The 20,022-nt window shown below is 32.1% G+C and carries 20 protein-coding genes; 14 read left to right on the top strand and 6 right to left on the bottom strand.

The features are described from left to right. Window position 1 precedes the first annotated feature (1 nt). The 11 genes from AAFN75_RS14435 (at window position 2) to AAFN75_RS14385 (ending at window position 9,643) form a co-directional block, all read left to right on the top strand. A complete protein-coding gene (locus AAFN75_RS14435; RefSeq protein ID WP_411806994.1) occupies window positions 2-742 on the top strand; it encodes an NAD(P)-dependent oxidoreductase in 741 nt (246 codons plus the stop codon). A 327-nt stretch (window positions 743-1,069) separates the two neighbouring features. Further along, window positions 1,070-1,444: a hypothetical protein gene (locus AAFN75_RS14430; protein WP_411806993.1), complete on the top strand. Its 375-nt coding sequence runs from the start codon at window positions 1,070-1,072 to the stop codon at window positions 1,442-1,444. Between the two features lie 61 nt (window positions 1,445-1,505). Next, the gene (locus tag AAFN75_RS14425; protein WP_411806992.1) at window positions 1,506-2,123 is read left to right on the top strand and encodes a hypothetical protein; all 618 of its coding nucleotides are present in this window, start codon (window positions 1,506-1,508) and stop codon (window positions 2,121-2,123) included. A gap of 178 nt (window positions 2,124-2,301) precedes the next feature. Continuing rightward, the gene (locus tag AAFN75_RS14420) at window positions 2,302-2,871 is read left to right on the top strand and encodes a hypothetical protein (protein ID WP_411806991.1); all 570 of its coding nucleotides are present in this window, start codon (window positions 2,302-2,304) and stop codon (window positions 2,869-2,871) included. A 732-nt stretch (window positions 2,872-3,603) separates the two neighbouring features. Further along, window positions 3,604-4,461: an alpha/beta fold hydrolase gene (locus AAFN75_RS14415; RefSeq protein ID WP_411806990.1), complete on the top strand. Its 858-nt coding sequence runs from the start codon at window positions 3,604-3,606 to the stop codon at window positions 4,459-4,461. Window positions 4,462-4,465: 4 nt separating this feature from the next. Continuing rightward, entirely contained in the window at window positions 4,466-5,416 is a 951-nt protein-coding gene (locus AAFN75_RS14410; protein ID WP_411806989.1) for an alpha/beta fold hydrolase, read from the top strand. 90 nt (window positions 5,417-5,506) lie between these two features. Next, window positions 5,507-6,418: a hypothetical protein gene (locus AAFN75_RS14405; protein WP_411806988.1), complete on the top strand. Its 912-nt coding sequence runs from the start codon at window positions 5,507-5,509 to the stop codon at window positions 6,416-6,418. Between the two features lie 32 nt (window positions 6,419-6,450). Next, window positions 6,451-7,704 (top strand): alpha/beta hydrolase-fold protein, encoded by a 1,254-nt coding sequence (locus AAFN75_RS14400; protein ID WP_411806987.1) that lies wholly within the window; start codon window positions 6,451-6,453, stop codon window positions 7,702-7,704. A gap of 108 nt (window positions 7,705-7,812) precedes the next feature. Continuing rightward, complete coding sequence (locus AAFN75_RS14395; protein WP_411806986.1) at window positions 7,813-8,391, top strand: hypothetical protein; 579 nt, start codon at window positions 7,813-7,815, stop codon at window positions 8,389-8,391. 69 nt (window positions 8,392-8,460) lie between these two features. Then, window positions 8,461-9,360 (top strand): MBL fold metallo-hydrolase, encoded by a 900-nt coding sequence (locus AAFN75_RS14390; protein ID WP_411806985.1) that lies wholly within the window; start codon window positions 8,461-8,463, stop codon window positions 9,358-9,360. Between the two features lie 13 nt (window positions 9,361-9,373). After that, window positions 9,374-9,643, top strand: coding sequence for a hypothetical protein (locus tag AAFN75_RS14385; RefSeq protein WP_411806984.1), 270 nt, complete (start codon window positions 9,374-9,376; stop codon window positions 9,641-9,643). A gap of 58 nt (window positions 9,644-9,701) precedes the next feature. On the opposite strand, the gene mnmE is transcribed toward AAFN75_RS14385, so the two are convergent. After that, complete coding sequence (gene mnmE, locus AAFN75_RS14380) at window positions 9,702-11,093, bottom strand: tRNA uridine-5-carboxymethylaminomethyl(34) synthesis GTPase MnmE (RefSeq protein WP_411806983.1); 1,392 nt, start codon at window positions 11,091-11,093, stop codon at window positions 9,702-9,704. Between the two features lie 420 nt (window positions 11,094-11,513). On the opposite strand from mnmE, the gene AAFN75_RS14375 reads away from it, so the two are divergent. Beyond that, window positions 11,514-11,942, top strand: a complete 429-nt coding sequence (locus tag AAFN75_RS14375) for a hypothetical protein (protein ID WP_144116068.1) — start codon at window positions 11,514-11,516, stop codon at window positions 11,940-11,942. Here AAFN75_RS14375 and AAFN75_RS14370 read toward each other — a convergent pair. The 5 genes from AAFN75_RS14370 to AAFN75_RS14350 all read right to left on the bottom strand — a co-directional run bounded on the left by AAFN75_RS14370 (window position 11,927) and on the right by AAFN75_RS14350 (window position 17,012). Beyond that, a complete protein-coding gene (locus AAFN75_RS14370) occupies window positions 11,927-12,760 on the bottom strand; it encodes a S1 RNA-binding domain-containing protein (RefSeq protein ID WP_411806982.1) in 834 nt (277 codons plus the stop codon). The genes AAFN75_RS14375 and AAFN75_RS14370 overlap by 16 nt on opposite strands. A 305-nt stretch (window positions 12,761-13,065) precedes the next feature. After that, on the bottom strand, window positions 13,066-13,404 hold the full coding sequence (locus AAFN75_RS14365) for a DUF2853 family protein (protein WP_411806981.1): 339 nt from the start codon (window positions 13,402-13,404) through the stop codon (window positions 13,066-13,068). A 96-nt stretch (window positions 13,405-13,500) separates the two neighbouring features. After that, window positions 13,501-15,261, bottom strand: a complete 1,761-nt coding sequence (gene menD, locus AAFN75_RS14360; RefSeq protein ID WP_411806980.1) for a 2-succinyl-5-enolpyruvyl-6-hydroxy-3-cyclohexene-1-carboxylate synthase — start codon at window positions 15,259-15,261, stop codon at window positions 13,501-13,503. A gap of 210 nt (window positions 15,262-15,471) precedes the next feature. Further along, a complete protein-coding gene (locus AAFN75_RS14355; RefSeq protein ID WP_411806978.1) occupies window positions 15,472-16,587 on the bottom strand; it encodes a chorismate-binding protein in 1,116 nt (371 codons plus the stop codon). A 2-nt stretch (window positions 16,588-16,589) separates the two neighbouring features. Beyond that, a complete protein-coding gene (locus AAFN75_RS14350; RefSeq protein WP_411806977.1) occupies window positions 16,590-17,012 on the bottom strand; it encodes a PaaI family thioesterase in 423 nt (140 codons plus the stop codon). Window positions 17,013-17,131: 119 nt separating this feature from the next. On the opposite strand from AAFN75_RS14350, the gene AAFN75_RS14345 reads away from it, so the two are divergent. After that, entirely contained in the window at window positions 17,132-17,704 is a 573-nt protein-coding gene (locus AAFN75_RS14345) for a GNAT family N-acetyltransferase (protein ID WP_411806976.1), read from the top strand. Between the two features lie 248 nt (window positions 17,705-17,952). Beyond that, entirely contained in the window at window positions 17,953-20,013 is a 2,061-nt protein-coding gene (locus AAFN75_RS14340; RefSeq protein WP_411806975.1) for a DUF3857 domain-containing transglutaminase family protein, read from the top strand. Window positions 20,014-20,022 lie beyond the last annotated feature (9 nt).

The raw sequence follows: 20,022 nt of genomic DNA, 5'->3' as shown, positions 1-20,022 counted from the left end.
AATGACAGTATTAGTCGTCGGTGCCAGTGGTGCCACAGGTAGCAAGTTAGTAGAACAACTTTTAATGAAAGAATACGAGGTTAAAGTGATTGTAAGATCGCCAGAAAAAATACCAGAATCGTGGAAAACTAATGAAAACTTACAAATTATCTCTGCAAGTATATTAGAGTTAAGCAATACAGAAATGAGTGCTATTACAAGTGGTTGCAATGCTGTAGTATCTTGTCTTGGTCACAATTTAACATGGAAAGGTGTATATGGGAAACCAAGAAGATTAGTAACAGATGCTACGAAACGCTTATGTGATGCCATAAAATCAAACAATGCTCAAAGTCCAACAAAGTTTGTTTTAATGAACACTACAGGAAATCGTAATAGTGACTTAAACGAAACAATTTCATTTGCTGAAAAATGTGTCGTCGGTTTACTTCGCTTAGTATTACCACCTCATGTAGACAATGAAAAAGCAGCCGATTATTTACGAACCCAAATAGGACAAAATAATAAACAAATTGAATGGGTAGTAGTGAGACCAGATGGTTTAATTAATGATGATAAAGTATCAGACTATAAAATTTATCCTTCTCCAATAAGAAGTGCAATTTTTAATGCAGGTAAAACAAGTAGAATAAATGTTGGGCATTTTATGGCAAATCTAGTAAGTAATGACGGTATATGGGAAAAATGGAAAGAACAAATGCCAGTTATTTATAATAAATCATCTTTAAGTAAAGAAGCGTAATAAATTACGCTGTTGGAAAATTAGCGAAAACAAAATTTCTTGAAATGCTTCTTAACTTTTAATTAAAATAGAAAACATCAATCAAAAAAACGAATAATTATAAAATCAATTAAAATGAAAAATCAATTTATTATACTATTTGCTCTGGTAATCCTTAGCGCCTGTAATGACAAAACTAAATCTAGTATAACCCAACAACCAACCTTATCTAATTATACAGTTGGTGAGAAATGGGTCTGGAAATACAAAGGTGTGACTACTGAAGGAGAAGTTCGCTCAGATGGAACAGACACAAGAGAAATAATCAGTGCAAACGGAGTGTTAAGTATGACAATCGGTAAGGATACAATTCCAGTTACTGACATTGTTAAACCAGAAATAAGCGAAACACCAAAGTATGACTGGCCTCTAGAAGTAGGTAAAACGTGGAAGTATGAAAACAATTGGACTAGTCAGGACGGAACTACAGGAAATCAAAGTCAGGATGCCATAGTGCTATCCTACCAGGAAGAAACAGTGGAAGCCGGAACATTTATGGCCTATACAATAAAATATACGGGTAAAACTACCAATTCCAGAGGATATAGTGCAAATGAAACAGAAGTTTGGTTATATGCGCCATCTGTAAAAAATTTCATAAAACTCACTCAACATCAAGGTGATTTTCGATATGTGGAGGAATTAATCGCATATTCAAAATAAAAAAATACCATTTAAATAAAAATAGAAATCATTAATCAAAACAATCAAAAAACGAACAATTATGAAATCAATTAAAATGAAAACAATCAAAAAACAAATCTTATCAAAAATGGCTTGCGTAGCCTTTGCATTAGTATCAAGTATGACATACGCTCAAAACACAAATTCAGAAACCTCAACACAGCGAGATGGCTTTATTATTGAATTTTCAGTAGGTGGAGGTCTAATCAGTTTAGAAGATAGTGAAGGTATTCAAACGTTCGACAAATCTCAGGGAACCTTTGTATTTCCAGATTTAAAGTTTGGCTATATGTTGAACGAAAGACTTGCTGTTACTGCCTCTCTACCAGGAATTATATACGAATTTCAGGATAATGACAGAAATTTTGGAGCGTTTATTCCATCTGTACAATATTGGGTAAAAGACCGTTGGTGGATTCATGGCGGAATTGGTTTAGCAATAGATTCTCCTGCACTATACGATATCAAAGACGATGTAAATGACGATTGGAACTTTGGTTGTGCTGTTATGGCAAGTACAGGTTACGAAATTTACAAAAAGAAAAACTTTGCGCTTAATGTTCAGTCTAAATTAGTTATTGGTCGTGCGTCTTTAGATGGGGATGCACACAGAGATGCAGTCCTTTTTAATGTAGGGTTAGCGTTTAGCTGGTTATAAACTTTAATATATAGCGAATTTATCTATTGACAAAATATAAAAATTTAGCTCTGAACTAAAGTGAAATATAGTGTGTATTTATACACTACGTTTCATAAACAGGAAGTTCTGGGTAATGAGAAAAAATTGGACATAAATCATATTTATAAGTTCAATTATATCTAAAATAAATATTATCATGAAAAAAACTTTAATGACCGTAATTTTATGCGGACTAACTCTAATCGCCAAAGCTCAAAACACAAGTGTAGAAAAATCAACATTCGGATTACAAACTGGAGTTTTAGGAATCTGGGCATATAATGAAGTAAAACTATCAAATAACGTAGCACTGAGAACAGAGCTTGGTTTTGATTTTGGTATTTGGGAAACTACTTTCTACGATGATTATGATTCACCATTTCTACTAACACCTGTTATAGTTGTGGAGCCAAGATTCTATTACAACCTCAAAAAACGATCAGAGAACTCAAAACCAATTGATGGAAATAGTGGCAATTTTATTGCTTTAAAAATGGGTTATCATCCAGATTGGTTCGTCTTATTTAATACAGACAATGCTCCTGTAGTAAGTGATTTCTCCATTATACCCACTTGGGGAATTAGGCGAAATTTAAGTAAACACTTTAATTATGAAGCAGGTCTTGGTGCAGGATTTAGTTACACATTTGCTAAACGCGCTGGTTATTTAAAGAACAAAAGTGAAATAGAATTAAATATGCACCTGCGAATAGGGTATAGATTTTAGCAAAAACCCTAAACAGATACATCCTATGAGATAGGTTCAACTTACGTTCTTTTATGCACTGCTCAAGCTCAGGACGCTGCATTAGTCCATTTAATAATTGGAGTTACGCTTCCAGGGTTTTCTATTCATAAAGAACTGGCCTTTTATAAAGAAGCTAGCCTTTCTAACTATGAAGTTCCAAAAACAGCTACTGTAAACACTTCTAAAACGCATTCAAGAATGAATCAACTTGGGACTATTACAGAAGGCAAAATTGCTAATATATTATTATGAATGAAAACCCGATTGTTAAGTTGTCTTCGCTCAAAAATCCCACCTATGTTTTTGTGAAGGGCCGAACATTGAATAGAGAGACTTTGGATTGTTTTAATGAAAAAGCAAAAAATCGAAAGAATTTAATAGCTACTCCTCTAAGGTATTTGGAAAACTTAATTGTTGAAAAATAATCTGTAGCCAAAAATGTTTATTAAACCAAAAAAAAGGATACGAGATTTAATGGAAAGGCTTGTTTGCATCATAATTTATATAGTTGCGCCATAATTTTCAATTAATCATCAAACTTTATGCATAAGGCTTCATGAAGGTTAAGAGGTATAATGCTTCTTTATAGATATTTGTAAAAAAAATTGTGTTATTAACAATAAAAAATAAAGTTTAATAAAGATCTCTCATCGCTCATCATAAAGTTTTAAATACATCAATCATAATCATCAATCAAATAACGAACAGTATATGTTTTTCAAATCAAAAGAAGGAAAAGACAAAATTATCACCCTTTATAATCAAAAGTTAAATGAGCTGAATATTAACTTTTCCGAAAAAACTCTAGAAACAAAGTTTGGAGTTACAAATGTTATTATTACAGGAAACGTAAAAAACCCACCACTTCTCCTTATTCATGGCACAGGGGGTTGCGCACCTCTAATTTTAAAATCATTCCCCAATTTATCTTTGACATATTGTGTTTATACAATAGACGTACTTGCCCAACCTAATAAAAGTGCTGAAAACAGATTAGATATGAAGTCCTTAGATTACGGAGAATGGTTAACGGAAGTCATAATTTTACTAGGGTTAAAAGCAGTTACTTTAGTAGGATTTTCATTTGGAGGCTTTATTTCTCTTAAGACTTTAGAATTTAACCAAAGACTCATAAAACACGTTTTCTTAATAGCACCTGTATATATTGTAAATGGTAATCCAATAAAGAATTTAATCAATGTTTTTATACCGTTAAAACGTTTTATAAAAAACGGAAAGGAAAAATGCATCAAAAAAGTAATGCATTCGCTTTTCTCAGAATATGACGATTTCGGATTAACATTTATGGCTATGACTTTTCAAAATTGCAATATGGATTTTTCTCCTTTGCCAACTATCTCTAAGCAGTCGGCAAAACATATAACAACCCCACTTACCATTATAGCTGCGGAAAAAGACATTATGTTTCCTGGTGAAAAAATGCTTAAAAGAGCCAAACGAATATTCCCATCCATAGAAGAAGTTGTTTTATTAAAAGTATCTAAACACGTACCTAATTCAAAAAATTTTAAAAAAATAGAAGATTTAATAATAGCTAAAAACAAATAGTAAGATGGAAGCAGAAATAAAATCTTTAAAATTCCCTAATCCAAATTTAATTTCTATAAACGGGATTGAGTTAGAAGTATATGAAGCAGGTAAAGAAAATATTGGCAATCCAATTGTACTTTGTCATGGTTTTCCTGAACACGCTTTTTCATGGCGTTATCAAGTCCCAGTTCTTGCTAAAGCTGGTTATCATGTCATAGTTCCAAATCAAAGAGGATATGGTAATTCATCATGCCCTAAAGAAGTAACAGCATATGGTATCACCCATTTAACAGATGATTTGGTGGCTTTACTTGATTATTACAAGTACAAAGATGCTGTTTTTGTGGGTCATGATTGGGGTGCAAATGTAGTTTGGAACCTTGCACTCTTACATCCAGAGCGTGTCAATAAAGTCATAAATCTTGCACTACCTTATCAAGAACGCGGCAAAAAACCATGGATTGAGTTTTTGGATGAAGTTTTTGGAGACGATTTCTATTTTGTTCATTTTAATAAACACCCAGGAGTTGCAGACGCTGTATTAGAGAACCATGCAGAAAATTTTCTTCGTAATTTATTTCGTAAGCATGTGCATCTTGCACCACCAGAACCAGGAATGTTTATGATGAATCTTGCAAAAGCAGAAAAACCCCTTGGTGAGCCTATTATGAACGACGATGATTTATCTGTGTTTGTAAAGGCCTTTAAAAATTCTGGATTTAATGGAGCCATTAATTGGTATAGAAACCTTGACCAAAACTGGCATTTATTTGCAGATATAGACCCAATTATCAACCAACCTACACTTATGATCTATAGTAATCTAGACATGATACCTAAATTTGAAAGGCTACAGGATTTTGTTCCAAATTTGGATGTGATTAGTTTAGATTGTGGCCATCACATTCAACAAGAGTTACCAAAAGAAACAAACCTATCGATTTTAAAATGGTTGGAACAATTAAATGGTTAAAATAAATGGAAACAAGAATGGTAATTTATAGAGAGGGAGCAGAATTTATTGGAGACTACAGACAAGCTTTAATTTTTAAAACAATTGAACATGAAAAAATCAACTCAAACATCACTAATACATTTCTGCATAATTGTACTTATAGGTATTATAGTTTCGTGCTCTAGTGATATTAACACTTTAGAGTTGCCTAATATTTATTTAAATATTCCTGATGAAAATTTTGAAGCGATACTTATAGAAAAAGGTATTGATTCTGATGGAATTGTAAACCAGCAGATGTTAAAAAGTGATGCACAAAAAATAACTAACCTAGACTTAAGCAATCTAGAATATGGAGTAATTAACGATTTAACTGGAATAGAAGGATTCACTAGTTTAAGAACATTAATTGCTGCTCAGCATGATATAACACAAATTGATGTAAGCAACAATATAAATTTAGATACTTTAAATCTAGCAGGTAACAATTTATCTAGTATTGATCTTAGTTCTAATAATAAACTAGTTTTACTTGATTTAATAGCCAATCAACTAAACTCAATCACTGGCTTATCAGAATTAAGTGAATTAAAAGAATTGGATTTGTCTTGGAATTATTTCGAGAATTTTAGTATTTCTAGTGAGTCGTTGGAGGTATTACACGTGAGTAATAATGATTTGAATGCACTTGATATTAGTGCAGCACCCAATCTAAAAAACATGCTATTAACATCGAATAAACTGCAAAGTTTAGAGGTGTTATCAAATATAAATTTGGAAACATTACTGGTTTCTGATAACGAATTGCAAACTATTAATCTCTCAGCAAATCAAAATTTAACCCATCTTTATATCACCAGTAATTTACTAATAAACTTAGATGTAAGTTCAAATCAATATCTTTTAGATTTAAAAGTAGACAGAAATCCAAACTTATCTTGTATTAAAATTCTTGATGGACAAAATATTCCACTAATTTCTAAATCAGATCATCAAGAACTAAATACTAATTGCAATTAAAAACATAAACAACAACTAATAAAAATAATAAAATGAAAAATCGATTAAAAATAGTATTGACAATAGGACTCATTATTGTCTTTCAAGAAATATCGGCACAATCAAAGTTGATTCAATCGAGTGAATTTCAAACAGAAATTATTGATACCGTATATTCAGAGACATTGAAAGAATATCGAGAGTTTTGGGTTAAACTCCCTGAGAATTATAACCCAAATGGTAATGTAAAATATCCTGTTGTTTATTTGTTAGATGGATTTTCTTTGAAAGAAAATTTAGAAGCAGTTTATGACAATTATTGGGGACATTATTTGCCTCATATAATTCTAATTGGAATTTCTAACAAAACTGACAGGATACGGGACTTAACTACTTCACAAATTAAAATGAGGCGTGGGCAGGCAATGGATAATGAAACTGGTGGTGCTGAAAACTTTAGCCACTTTATTGAAAAAGAACTAATCCCATACATTGAAAATAAATATCCCTCTTCACCTTACCGTACATTAATTGGCCATTCATATGCAGGACTGTTTACGATAAATATGCTGATTAATCATAAGCATCTCTTTCAAAACTATATAGCCATAGATCCAAGTTTGGATTGGGACGACCAAAAATTATTGAAGCAAGCAAAAGAAAAGCTAAGTTCAGAAAATTATGAAGGCAAATCTCTTTATGTGTCTTTAGCAGCAGAACAGCTACATATGTGGGATGAAGAAATAACCATGGAGAATATTATGGACGACGCTTCAGAATTCACTTTGTTTGCACGTTCAATCATTGACTTTTCAACTTTTGCAACCTCTAAAAAACAGAGTGGACTAAATGTCTCATGGAATGTGTACAATGAAGATTTACATGGTACCGTTCCTCTCCCATCGATGAGAGATGGATTGATTTTTCTTTTTAAATGGTACCAGTTTAAATCTCCGCAAAAATATAATAATCCTGAAACGACAGTAGAAGAATTGGTTGAGCTATTGGAAAAACAAGAAGAAATCTATTCAACGCATTTCGGTTATCCCTTCCCTCCAATGATTGAGGAAATGTTTAGTGGCTATGGCTATATGAATTTACAAATGGGGCAACCTGAAAAGGCATTAATGTTCTTCAAATTGAATATTGATTATTATCCCAACAGCGCAAGTGCCTATAATTCAATGGCAGACTACTATGAAGCTCAAGGCGACTTCGCTAATGCAATTAAATATGTAACTAAAGCTTTTGAAATAGGTGGTGACGATGGCTACAAGAAAAGAATCGAGGAGCTTGAAAGAAAATAACTAAATCTGATTTTATCTGAATAGTTGTAGATTATAGGTCTTAAAGGAAACCATCAAGCAATCTAACGCTAACAGACAATTTATGAATAGTATCTATTTGAGAAAAAAATGAAACGATTAAGAAAATTCATAGAAAAGAATATTTCGGGCAAAAAGGTTTTAGGACTTTTTATCTTGACCAATCTAGTTTACACCTTTATGCTGACTGTTACAGTTCCCAAAACAATGGAATTCTCTAACGGTATGAAATTATTGGATATGATGCCCACAGGATATGATTTGAATTATGTAAGTGAATTATTCAACTCGCTCGGAGAAATTGGGCGTGAGACTTATTTAACTAACCAGATACCTGTGGATATGATTTATCCACTACTTTTCGCACTGACATACAGCTTACTTTTAGCATATTTTCTAAAAAAACTGAACAAACTAAACTCTCCATTTACTTATTTATGTTTTATACCAATATTTGCGGGAATAGCAGATTACTTGGAGAATTCAGGAATTATCACAATGTTAAAAAGCTACCCTGATTTGACAGAGATTTCAGTAAAAACGACTAGCATATTTTCACTGATCAAAAGTATTTCGACAACTGCTTTTTTTATTATCCTAATTATCGTTTTAATGAAACTTGCGCTAAAAACCATAAATAAAAAAAAATCAAGTGCTCACAAGATATAAAATGCATAGCCACCCTACGGAATTCTACGACATCTTATACAGACCGTTAAAGCCAATATAGACCAACATATGAGAATAAAAATCGCAATCTTACTATCAATACTAATTCTGATGTCGTCATGCCAACCATCAATAGAAGACACCGTTGATTTAAATGTTCAAAATTGGATTCATGGTTCTGAATACTGTGAAGATAATAATGACCCACCTATTCAGGTCGTTAAGTATAACAGCAATACTTATATTTTACGTCAAAACAAGTGTACAAATTACGAAGCACCATTTATGTTCCTTTTTATTGGTGAGAACAAAGCGCTACTAATGGATACTGGAGCTACTCAAGAAGATGATATATTCCCTCTTTTTGAAACTGTAAATAAAATTATTAACGATTGGTCTGAAAAGAATGGAGCCGTCGAATTAATTGTTGCTCATACTCATAAGCATGGAGACCACTATGCTGGCGATGGACAATTCAAAGGAAAACCGAACACTTCTGTAATCGGTCTTGAGGTTAACGATGTACAAGATTTTTTTAAGATAGCCAACTGGCCCACAGAAGTTGTAGAATATGATTTAGGAAATCGTATGTTAAAGATAATACCAATTCCTGGACACCAAGCTTCTTCAATTGCGGTTTATGATACTTCGACGAAAATTCTCTTGACTGGAGACACCTTTTATCCTGGTAGACTATACATAAATGATTGGAATGCTTTTAAAATGAGTATTGAACGACTTGTAAAATTCACCAACATTTATGAGGTTTCAACCATACTTGGAAATCACATTGAAATGACTCAATCAGCTGGAGTTGATTATCCCATGGGAACTATCTACCAGCCTAAAGAACATCAACTTCCGTTAAGTGTGCTCACATTAAAAGAACTTTCAATTGCTCTAACAAAATTGGGAGATACACCGACAAAAAAAATTCATGATAGATTCATAATATATCCAGTCAATTAAAATAAACTAAGACATGATAAACCTCATAATTAAGCTCTCAGTATTACTAACAATAATATTCTTAAGTGCTTATAAAACTGATAATTCGAATGCAATAGAAAATGATTCTCTGACCATAGAAAACCCTTATCTTGCTCAAAAGCCACCAGGATTAACTCCTATACCATTTGCTCCAGGTCTTGCATCTACAGAAATTTATGAATCCAATAGTGCTTTTACCCCAGATATGAAGGCGTTTTATTTTATTAGAAGAGGAGAAGAAAATAGAATTAATTTTAAATAACTGTTTTTAAGTGTTTTGATATCAATTCAATTCAAATGACATCAAATAAAATGCTTATTTACTTTCCAATACAGAAATTAGCAAAAATATTACCCAACAAATCATCGTTAGTAATTTCTCCGGTAATTTCACCAAAGTGGTACAAAGCCTGACGAATATCAATGGCTAATAAATCGCCAGATAATCCGGAATCTAAACCGTACTTAACCTTATCAATTTCTTCAAAAGCTTTTAAAAGAGAATCGTAATGACGCGAATTGGTAACTATGGTATCATTATTTCTTAAGGCACCCGTGTTAATAAAACTGAGTAACTGATTTTTAAGCGTATCAACACCATCTCCACTTTTAGCAGAAATTAAGGTTAAGCCTTCTATTTGCGACTGAATAACCTGCATAGCATCCGCAGAAAGTTTATCCATCTTATTAGCAATGACAATAAGCGGTTTTAAAGGATACTTGTTTTTTATTTTTTCTATTTCAACTTTAAAGGTTGCACTAGCCGATTTAAACTCTGTAGAATCAAACAAGTAAATAACCACTTGTGCTTGGTCTATTTTCTCGAAGGTTTTTTTTATACCTATACTTTCAACCACATCTTTAGTTTCTCTAATACCTGCGGTATCAATAAATCGAAAACCAATACCACCTATAGAAATTTCATCTTCAATAGTATCTCTAGTCGTTCCTGCAATGTCCGATACTATAGCACGTTCTTCATTTAATAGCGCGTTTAAAAGCGTAGATTTTCCCACATTTGGTTCGCCAACAATAGCCACAGGAATACCGTTTTTAATAACATTACCCACAGCAAACGAATCTATTAAGCGTTTTAAAACAAAACGAATACGCTCCACCAATTCCTTAAACTGCGTTCTATCTGCAAACTCGACATCCTCTTCTGCAAAATCAAGTTCCAACTCTATTAACGATGCAAAATTTAAAAGTTCCTCTCTAAGTTTAGCTATTTCACTAGAAAAGCCACCACGCATTTGCTGCATGGCTATTTGATGAGACGCCTCATTATCACTAGAAATTAAATCGGCAACAGCTTCAGCTTGACTCAAATCTAACTTAGCATTTAAAAATGCTCGAAGTGTAAACTCACCAGCGGTAGCCATTCGGCATCCTTTTCTAACAAATAACTGAATAATTTCCTGTTGGATGTAATTAGAACCATGACAAGAAACCTCTACAACATCCTCACCAGTATAAGAATTCGGGTTTTTAAAAATAGATACTAAAACTTCATCTATAGTTCTGTCGCCTTCAATAATATGTCCTAAATGAATGGTATGCGTTTTTTGAGAGAATAGCGACTTATTAGCCTTAACAGATTTAAAACAGGAGTCTGCTAGTTGTATAGCCTCGTTACCAGAAAGTCTTATTACAGCGATAGCACCAGCGCCAGATGGCGTTGCTAAAGCTACTATAGTGTCTTGATTTATCATGTGGTAAAAATACTAAATTTGAAATGCTATTAATAGCAAATTATTTTTAAAATCATCCTAGCCTTATTTCAAAGTTTAAAAATAAATTAATGAGGCTACTCTCTTATTTTCTACACCCAACAAAAAAAAGTTTAATGTTTTTTAATATAAAATTTTAAGGCTGAGTACAATTATTGAGTTCTTATAGAAAATCTCTAAATGGTAAAAAGAATTCAAAAATAAAAAAATAAAGATAATTTTTTAGAAGAATCTTAACAGATAAATACTACATAACAATAACTATTGGTCTTAAAAATTATAGTTTATTTAACACTTTATTCTACTTATAATGTGACCTGCTAAGTATTTATGTGTCACATAAACAATTAATTACCTCATATTAATCCACCTAGTGCAACGAGGAAAAGATTTGCAAACAAAATGAAAATATTAGAATCTGAATTTTCTGAACAAATTACAAAGTTCGTCGAAAACGAAGTTGGCTATATTTATTTCTTTAACCATATAGCCGTAGTTGAAATAAATGAAGGCGTACATTTAGACATTAATAATGCACCAAAAATTATAAATGAACTAAACAAATATTTTAAAGAAACTATGCCTTATGGTGTAGTTGCAAACCGTATTAATTCGTACTCCGTAAACCTAGTGCACGTACCCTTAATTAGAAAAATGGCTAAAAATCTATATGCTTATGGTGTTGTTGGTCATGATTTAGCAGGAAAAATGAATGCTGCTATAGAAAACGATTTCTGTAAAGCAGATAAAGTAGAATACGACAGTTTATTCGATGCCGTAAATTCCATCTACAATAAAGTACAAAGTAATTCCTTTTATTCTACTAAATAAATCCCATCACTTTTAATCTCTATTAAGCGCTTTTTATATAACGTTCCAATAGCCTTTTTAAAGTTCTTTTTACTCATTTGTAAGGTATCCTTAATAGCTTCCGGACTCGATTTATCTGTTAAGTTTAAAAACCCATTATCATCCTGTAACGCTTTCATAATACGATCGGCGTTAGGTTCAATATTCCTATACCCTACTTGGCCTAAAGTAATATCTAGTTTATTTCCTGGTCTAATCTTTTTAACAATTCCTTTAAGCTTATCACCTACACTTAAATCCCTAAAAATACTATCCTTATAAATTAAACCAATATGTTTTTTGTTTACAATAACATTAACACCAATGTCCGATGGATGCGAAACAATTAAATCAACCTCCTCAAACTCACTAACCGTTAACTCGTTATTATCTAAAAAGCGGTTTGTTTTACTAGACGCCACTAACCTATCGGTTTTTTCATCTATATAGCAATGTACCAAATACCAACCACCTTGCTTCATTTTAAAAGCCTGCTCGCTAAATGGGCAAAACAATTCTTTTACCAATCCCCAATCTAAAAAAGCACCATAATCTGAAACTTGGTTACAACGTAATAATGCAAATTCGTTAATTTTAATATAAGGCATATCGGTAGTAGCAACAGGACGCTGCTCATTATCCAAATACACAAATACATCAAGCTTTTCCCAAATCTTAAATTCTTCAGGAACGTATCGATTAGGCAATAACACTTGGTTATCCTCATCATCAATTAAATAAACTCCATGTTCAGATTCACGAAGTATTTCAAGCGTATTTATTTCCCCTAATTTTATCATGCCACAAAGGTAATAAATTTTAAATCTTACACGATATTAATAAGCACTCAAGTTATACTAATTATACAGCAAAATTTAATTAATTTTTTGGGCGCAACACCTCCTAAGGTCGGTGTCGGGCTATCCGCTACAAGTCCTCGCACCTCCTACGTCGGGCTGTGGGCTTTCCACTACTATCCCTTGCGCATGTCATGGCAGCAACAAAGTACAAACAACAAAAATTCTTAATTACGATATCCATAAAATTAAAAACAAAAAAAAACGCTACAGCAATGTAACGTTTTAAATATTTTATAAACTAGGTTCTAGTAAATAGACTCTTTACCAAAATGCTTAGTAAGCATGTAGTATACAACAGCTCTATATTTGTTACGGTTAGATTTTCCATAAGTTTCCATTACAGATGCAATAGCGTCATCCAACTTAGGTCCATCACTTAATCCTAATTTTTTAATTAAGAAGTTATTTTTAACAGTAGCTAATTCAGAGTCATCCGATCCTGAAACCGTTGCAGCATCCTTATTATAAATAGATGGTCCACAACCAATAGTTACTTTAGTTAATAAATCCATGTCTGGGTTAACACCGCATTTGTCTTTTAAATCGGCAGCATATTTTACAATAAGCTCGTCTCTTTTACTCATAATAATAAAGTTTAAATATGTTAGAAAAAAATTAAATAGTTATCCGTTTTAAAGGTACTAATTTTTTGACACAATAATTATCTAACGGTCACATTATTATCTTACAAACTCGAAGTAATTTAGCAGTATTTCATCATTAATATCCTTCGGTGTAAAAATTTCTAAAAGTTTAGGATGCTCACTTTCAATGTAAAACGATTCCAAGCTTGTTTTAAGGGCTGCTTCATCTGTTGCTACCTCGTAATTTAAACCATACATTTTACATAAGTGTTCGGCAGTTAAATTATGATTGGTCTCAAAATACGTATCAAAATTCTCAGTGTTTTTATGTCCAGGTAAAATTCTAAAAATACCTCCGCCTTTATTATTAACAACAATAATTCTAAGGCTTCTAGGTATGTAATTATTCCAAAGCGCATTGCTATCATAAAAGAAACTTAAATCGCCAGTAATAAAAACGGTTGGTTTCATGCTAGCAACCGCACAACCAATAGCTGTAGATGTGCTTCCATCAATACCACTCGTACCTCTATTACAAAACACATCAATACTTTTATGTATTTTAAATAGTTGTGTATATCTAATGGTCGAGCTATTTCCAGATTGTAATATATAATTATCTGGAATCGATTTTAAAACACTATTAAACACTTTAAAATCCGAAAACGGAATTTCTGCCATATAGGCTTTATGTCTCTTACTTCTATGTTGTTTTACCGCTGTCCAAGTAGCTTTATAATTACTCTTTACGTAATGCGTAACTCTAGGCAAAAACAATTCAAAAAACGCGTTTGGCGACTTTTTAATATGCGTATCCAAACAGAAAAACGTATCGTTGGCCATTTTAGCATCAATATGCCAATGGTGTTTAGGCTGGTATTGTCGTAAAAACTGCTTAATTTTTTTAGAGATAATTAAACCTCCAAATGTTACTAGAATATCTGGTTGCAACTGCTTTTTTTCCTCCGGATTTAGCGGTGCAATTAACTTATCAATACTAGGGAAAAAACTTGGGTGATGTAGGTTTGATGTGCTTTCGGTTAAAACAATTACACTATCATCTTCGGCTATTTCGTCTAACCATTTCTTCTCTATTTCATTCGGTCCGTTTACACCTACCAATATCATTTTTTTCGATGCCGAATTCCAATCTTCAAAACAAGATTTTAAAACATAATCTTCAACATCCTCTTCCTTAGCTACAGCTTCAATTATTTTTGGCGAAACGCTCAAGGTTTCAACCATATCATATAAAGGCTCATCAAAAGGCACATTAATATGTACGGGACCTTTTTTTATGTTTGCCGCATTTATGGCTGTATTTATTTCTTCTTCATTATTAGTTTGAATATCTTTTTGCAGTCCTAATAAACGTTCAAATTTATCTTCTAGGTTTTTAAAAATAGGCAGTTCTTCGTGACTTGGCACCTGTTTTTCATCTTTTAAATCTAGCTTTAAATTAGCCGAATATAAAATATGATTTTCAAAAACATTTTTCTGATTAATGGTTTGTCCATCGCCAATACCTACTAAATGTTTAGGTCTATCTGCCGAAATAACTATTAACGGAATATTACTAAAAAAAGCTTCAGAAACTGCCGGATAATAATTTAGTAATGCGCTACCCGAAGTACAAACTACAGCCGTAGGTTCCTTTAATTGTTGCGCTATTCCTAGTGCAAAAAAAGCTGCACAGCGCTCATCAACAATACTATAACATTTAAAAAAAGGATCGTTAGTAAAACCAATAGTTAAAGGTGCATTTCTACTTCCTGGTGAAATAATAATGTGCTTAGCACCTTTAGTTTTACAAAGTTGAATAACGGTTTGGGCAAGCGGAATTTTAGGGTAAATCATGTAGCAATTTTATAAAAGAACTCTTCTTGATTTTTTAAACTCCATAAAAACTGGCTATAATCCGCCCATATTTTGTCTATTTCATTATACTTAGCGATGCTTTGCCTAAAAAAACAGTTTTATATAAACATATTTTAACTCCTTTCTGGATATAATAAAAAAGTCAAGATGAGTGCTGCAAAAATACAAAATAGCCCTTTAAATTACCATTTATAAAACAGATTTAATAACTACCGATTTTGATACCGTTTCTTCCAACTCGCTAACCGCATTGGAGCTTTCGGTTACACCACCACCAACATAAATTATGGCTGCTTCATTTTTTAGCTGCATACAGCGTAAATTAACATATAACTGTGTGCTTTTGCGCTTTACAGCATAGGCTCTATTTTCTATATTACGTTTACTTGATCTTGGTGCGATAATGGTTTCGCAATTTAACTCACCTAAAAAACCTGTGTAAAATTCGCGGTTATAATTTTCGTTTTCTAATATAAATTGTTTCGCCATTTGCTTTGGCAATCCACAAACTGCAGGTGTTGGATGCAAGGCTTCAATAACTTGTTTTAATGGCGTATTTGCTTTTAACTGCGCCATAATCATTGTTTTTAAATGCACTAAATTTCCGGCTTTTACGGTTTCGACTTTCGAAACTTTAAAATCCTCCACCAATGGTTTAAGGTTATCAATTATAAAATCGGTTACAAATTGCTGTTCTTGTTTTTCTTTGTTTTGCCAAACTACATCCAAACTACCATTATACTCTTGCGTGCCTGCTAACGCCATAATTGAAAACCGTTGGCCTTCAATTTTAATTAAAGTTTCTGGCGTTGCACCTAACCACAACCCTACTTTTGGATGATACCAGCAATATACAAATGCCGATTTATAGGTATTTAAAAGCCGTTTAAAAATCTTAAACGGGTTATCTTCTTTTAGTTTTACCGTTTCTTGTCGCGATAACACCACTTTCTTTAAATCTGAATTTAAAATCGCTTCTACGCCTTTATTAACCAAATTAATATGAAAATGCTCCGCTTCGCTTGATGCGCCTGGCAACGATTTAGAAGCTTCATCGGATTGTTGAATGACATAAGACGTTGAAATAATTTCGGATGAAGCACTGGGTATTAACACTGTTTTTGTTATATCATCGAACGGCGAAAACACAAAACCCTCTTCTGTAAAATCTGCAGTAAAATGTAAACTCGAATCATTTTGTAATCGTACCGAAACTTTATCTTGGTTAGGTTTCCTGTAGCTTACAAATGGTAATTTATTTTGAAAATGCGATTCAATACGCTCAAAAAAATCGTTTGAAATCATTCTTATTTTTTAGGTAAAGCAATAGTTGAAAGCTTGCAAAAAGAAATTAAATTATCGGCTTCATCCGTTATACGAATTTCTAATAATTGGGTGGTTCTGCCTTTGTGAATAAACGTTGCTTTTGCATAAACAAATCCCTCCTTAACACTTTTTAAGTGATTTGCCGAAATTTCTATTCCGCGAACAAAAAACTTATCGGTATCAATAAAAATATGAGAAGCAAAACTACCAACACTTTCTGCTAAAGCTGCTGTAGCACCGCCATGCAAAACACCATCTGGCTGATATACTCTAGAGTTAACGGGCATTCTTGCAATTAGAAAGTCCTCACCAAAGTCAATCATTTCAATTTGTAATGTTTCCATTAAAGTGTTTTTACACGCCAATTTAGCGCGCTCCAGCGTATCTTTTTTAGATAATTGCATATAATAGTTTATTTTTATTCGCAGTTGTAAAAGTACAAAATGCTAGAACAATCATTCATAAATTTAAGTTCAATTTAAGAGATTCATTCCCTTTAGGGCATGCTAAAAAAGACCTATTAATGAAAACACCAATCTTAGAAAATAACCGCGTAAAACTACTACCCTTAAGTTTAGAAAATTACACGCAGTTAATAGACATTGCCAAACAAGATAAATTGGTGCAATATTCCCCTAGTAAAATTGATTCGCCTCAAGATTTAGAAATTTATGTAAAAACAGCTCTAGAAAGAGCCGAAGCAAATAAAGCTATGCCGTTTATTATTTTCGATAAAGAAAAACAAACCTATGCTGGCTGCACGCGGTATGGATTTATAAATACCGCTAACAAAGTTTTATACATTGGTTGGACTTGGATTGGACGAGAGTTTCAAAGTACAGGATTAAACATGAATATGAAGTTTTTAATGCTACGATATGCCTTTGAAACCTTAAAATTTGATAAAGTTGGATTTACAATAGATGAACGAAATATAAGATCTAGAAAGGCTGTTGAAAAAATTGGTGGTACTCTGGAAGGTATTTTGAGGAACGATGTATTAATGCCCGATGGATTTAAACGCAGTACGTGTTGTTACAGTATTTTAATAGAAGAATGGGACACTATAAAAACAACTATTTTTAAGGGTTTTTAATCATTAAAACTTAAACACAGCTCTTAAAATATTGAATTAATTAAGCTGAATAATTTTAGTAATCCCTTATAAAAAGAGACTTAATTTTCCATTTGTTTGGAACACTAATCAGTCTTTTTTCCAAATTCTTAAGGCTGTAATAATTAGCTTTTTATCGAAAATAAGAAAATTTATACATCGATTTTCCTAAAAACAAATATAAAGTTTACATAAAAAATTAACTTTACCACTTATAAGACCAACCTTTTATGAGATCATTTTTTATTGCACTACTAGTAATTACTATATCCACAACTAAACTTTTTTCGCAAGTATTAAAAGAAAAAACACCCAATTGGGTTGATACTATTAATTACACTGAAGATGTAATGCATATAGATGATGTTTCAGATGGTTCATTTATTTTATTATATGACAATCAAATACATGCATCGAAAAAAATAGAATACTCACGATTGGTAATGAAAATTACAGACAATGTAGGTATTCAAAATGCATCAACAGTAAGTGTATCTTACGATCCAGCGTATCAATCTTTAAAATTCCATAGCATTAATGTTATAAGAGACGGTAAGATTATTGATAAACTAGACCTATCAAACTTTCAAGTTATGCGCCGCGAACTTAATGCAGAGATTTACTTGTATGATGGATCGCTATCGGCAGTTATGAATATTTCGGATGTAAGAACGGGCGATATTATTGATTACTCCTATTCCATTTATGGTTTTAACCCGCTTAGTAAAAAGTACTCTCAATCGTTTTATTTAAACGATATCGATCCTATTGGGAAAATAAATGTTTCTATTTTATCAAATAACGAGCTAAATCATAAAGCATTTAATACGAGTCCTGTACTTGAACTTACTAAAGTTAATAACCTTTATAAATACAACTGGGTCGTTTCTAATACTTCAAAATTGGATTACGAAGATAATATACCTTCTTGGAAATTTATATATAACACACTGTTTGTTAGTGAGTATAAATCTTGGGCAGAGGTTGTTGATTGGGGAATAAAATTATACGAGGTTAACACAAAAATTGACAACAAATTACAATTAAAAATTAATGAAATTAATAAGGCTTACACCTCTAAAGGTGAAAAAATAAAAGCCACACTCGATTTTGTGCAAAATGATGTTAGATACCTTGGGTTTGAATTTGGCATAGGTGGCTACAAACCATTTACACCAAACCTTGTATTTGAAAGACGCTTTGGAGATTGCAAAGATAAAAGTCTATTAATGATAACGATGCTGAAAGAAATGGGAATTGAAGCTTATCCCATGTTAGTGAATACTACTTTAAAACACTCTATAAAAGAGCTATTACCATCTCCTAAATTTTTTGATCATTGTGTGGTAAAGGTCGTTGATAATAAAAGCAAATATTATTACGACCCTACTATAACGAACCAAGGAGGTGATTATGATAGTACTCATTTTCCTGACTATAGATTTGGTTTAGTTTTACAAAAAGGTAATACGGAGTTTGATGAAATTAAACCCAAATCTGAAAATAAAGTTGAAGTTTTAGAAGAGTTTACTATTGATACTATAGGCAAAGGTGCAATACTTAAAGTTGTTAGTACGTATTATGAATCTGAAGCAGATAATATGCGTAATTACTTTAAAAACAATGGTAAAAACGCAATTAAAAAAGAATACGAAAACTTCTATTCTAATTACTATTTTAACGTGTCTTCACCTAATGCTCCTACTTTCAAGGATCGAAAAATCAGCAATATTTTTAAAGTTTTTGAAACCTATAAAATTGATAGTATTTGGGAGCCTATGGTTGAAAAGGAAAACCACATAGCGGCTTCATTTACAGCAACCAATCTTTTGAATTCGCTGTATATGCCCAACAAGCAAAAAAGAACATCTGAAATAGCTATAGTGTACCCAATAATTAGAAAACATAAAATTAAAGTAAACTTGCCTACAGCTTGGGACATAACAAATAATAAACTATTTGTTAACTCTCCTGGTTTCTATTACGAATGGAAAGTAAATTATGATAGATCGCAAAAAGCTATAAATTTATACTATTATTTAGAAACCAAAAAAGACCACATTACTAAAGGTGAGTTTAAACAATATTTAAATGATGTAAAAAAGGTAGACCAAAGTTCAGGCTATTTGCTTTTTATACCTAAAAACTTCTCCAGTTCTTCAACCATTTTTGATAGTAACACCAATAATTTTGCAGGAATAATTGATATAGTAAAACTTATACTGGTATTAGGTTTTATAGTAATTATAGGGTTATTAGTTTTTATGTACTTTCAAAATAAGAAAAGGTAAGTCTACACG

This window comes from Algibacter sp. AS12, from assembly GCF_046736315.1.
GTDB classification, from domain to species: Bacteria; Bacteroidota; Bacteroidia; order Flavobacteriales; family Flavobacteriaceae; genus Algibacter_B; species Algibacter_B amylolyticus.
This window is presented reverse-complemented; position numbering and strand designations above follow the sequence as displayed.

Bases quoted from the DNA above. Each gene is read 5' to 3' on its own strand.
- AAFN75_RS14410 (WP_411806989.1), top strand. From the start codon at position 4,466: ATGGAAGCAGAAATAAAATCTTTAAAATTCCCTAATCCAAATTTAATT.
- AAFN75_RS14405 (WP_411806988.1), top strand. From the start codon at position 5,507: ATGAAAAAATCAACTCAAACATCACTAATACATTTCTGCATAATTGTA.
- AAFN75_RS14350 (WP_411806977.1), bottom strand. From the start codon at position 17,012: ATGCAATTATCTAAAAAAGATACGCTGGAGCGCGCTAAATTGGCGTGT.
- AAFN75_RS14340 (WP_411806975.1), top strand. From the start codon at position 17,953: ATGAGATCATTTTTTATTGCACTACTAGTAATTACTATATCCACAACT.
- menD (WP_411806980.1), bottom strand. From the start codon at position 15,261: ATGATTTACCCTAAAATTCCGCTTGCCCAAACCGTTATTCAACTTTGT.
- AAFN75_RS14400 (WP_411806987.1), top strand. From the start codon at position 6,451: ATGAAAAATCGATTAAAAATAGTATTGACAATAGGACTCATTATTGTC.
- AAFN75_RS14425 (WP_411806992.1), top strand. From the start codon at position 1,506: ATGAAATCAATTAAAATGAAAACAATCAAAAAACAAATCTTATCAAAA.
- AAFN75_RS14365 (WP_411806981.1), bottom strand. From the start codon at position 13,404: ATGAGTAAAAGAGACGAGCTTATTGTAAAATATGCTGCCGATTTAAAA.
- AAFN75_RS14375 (WP_144116068.1), top strand. From the start codon at position 11,514: ATGAAAATATTAGAATCTGAATTTTCTGAACAAATTACAAAGTTCGTC.
- AAFN75_RS14385 (WP_411806984.1), top strand. From the start codon at position 9,374: ATGATAAACCTCATAATTAAGCTCTCAGTATTACTAACAATAATATTC.
- AAFN75_RS14415 (WP_411806990.1), top strand. From the start codon at position 3,604: ATGTTTTTCAAATCAAAAGAAGGAAAAGACAAAATTATCACCCTTTAT.
- AAFN75_RS14435 (WP_411806994.1), top strand. From the start codon at position 2: ATGACAGTATTAGTCGTCGGTGCCAGTGGTGCCACAGGTAGCAAGTTA.
- AAFN75_RS14370 (WP_411806982.1), bottom strand. From the start codon at position 12,760: ATGATAAAATTAGGGGAAATAAATACGCTTGAAATACTTCGTGAATCT.
- mnmE (WP_411806983.1), bottom strand. From the start codon at position 11,093: ATGATAAATCAAGACACTATAGTAGCTTTAGCAACGCCATCTGGCGCT.
- AAFN75_RS14390 (WP_411806985.1), top strand. From the start codon at position 8,461: ATGAGAATAAAAATCGCAATCTTACTATCAATACTAATTCTGATGTCG.
- AAFN75_RS14430 (WP_411806993.1), top strand. From the start codon at position 1,070: ATGACAATCGGTAAGGATACAATTCCAGTTACTGACATTGTTAAACCA.
- AAFN75_RS14395 (WP_411806986.1), top strand. From the start codon at position 7,813: ATGAAACGATTAAGAAAATTCATAGAAAAGAATATTTCGGGCAAAAAG.
- AAFN75_RS14420 (WP_411806991.1), top strand. From the start codon at position 2,302: ATGAAAAAAACTTTAATGACCGTAATTTTATGCGGACTAACTCTAATC.
- AAFN75_RS14355 (WP_411806978.1), bottom strand. From the start codon at position 16,587: ATGATTTCAAACGATTTTTTTGAGCGTATTGAATCGCATTTTCAAAAT.
- AAFN75_RS14345 (WP_411806976.1), top strand. From the start codon at position 17,132: ATGAAAACACCAATCTTAGAAAATAACCGCGTAAAACTACTACCCTTA.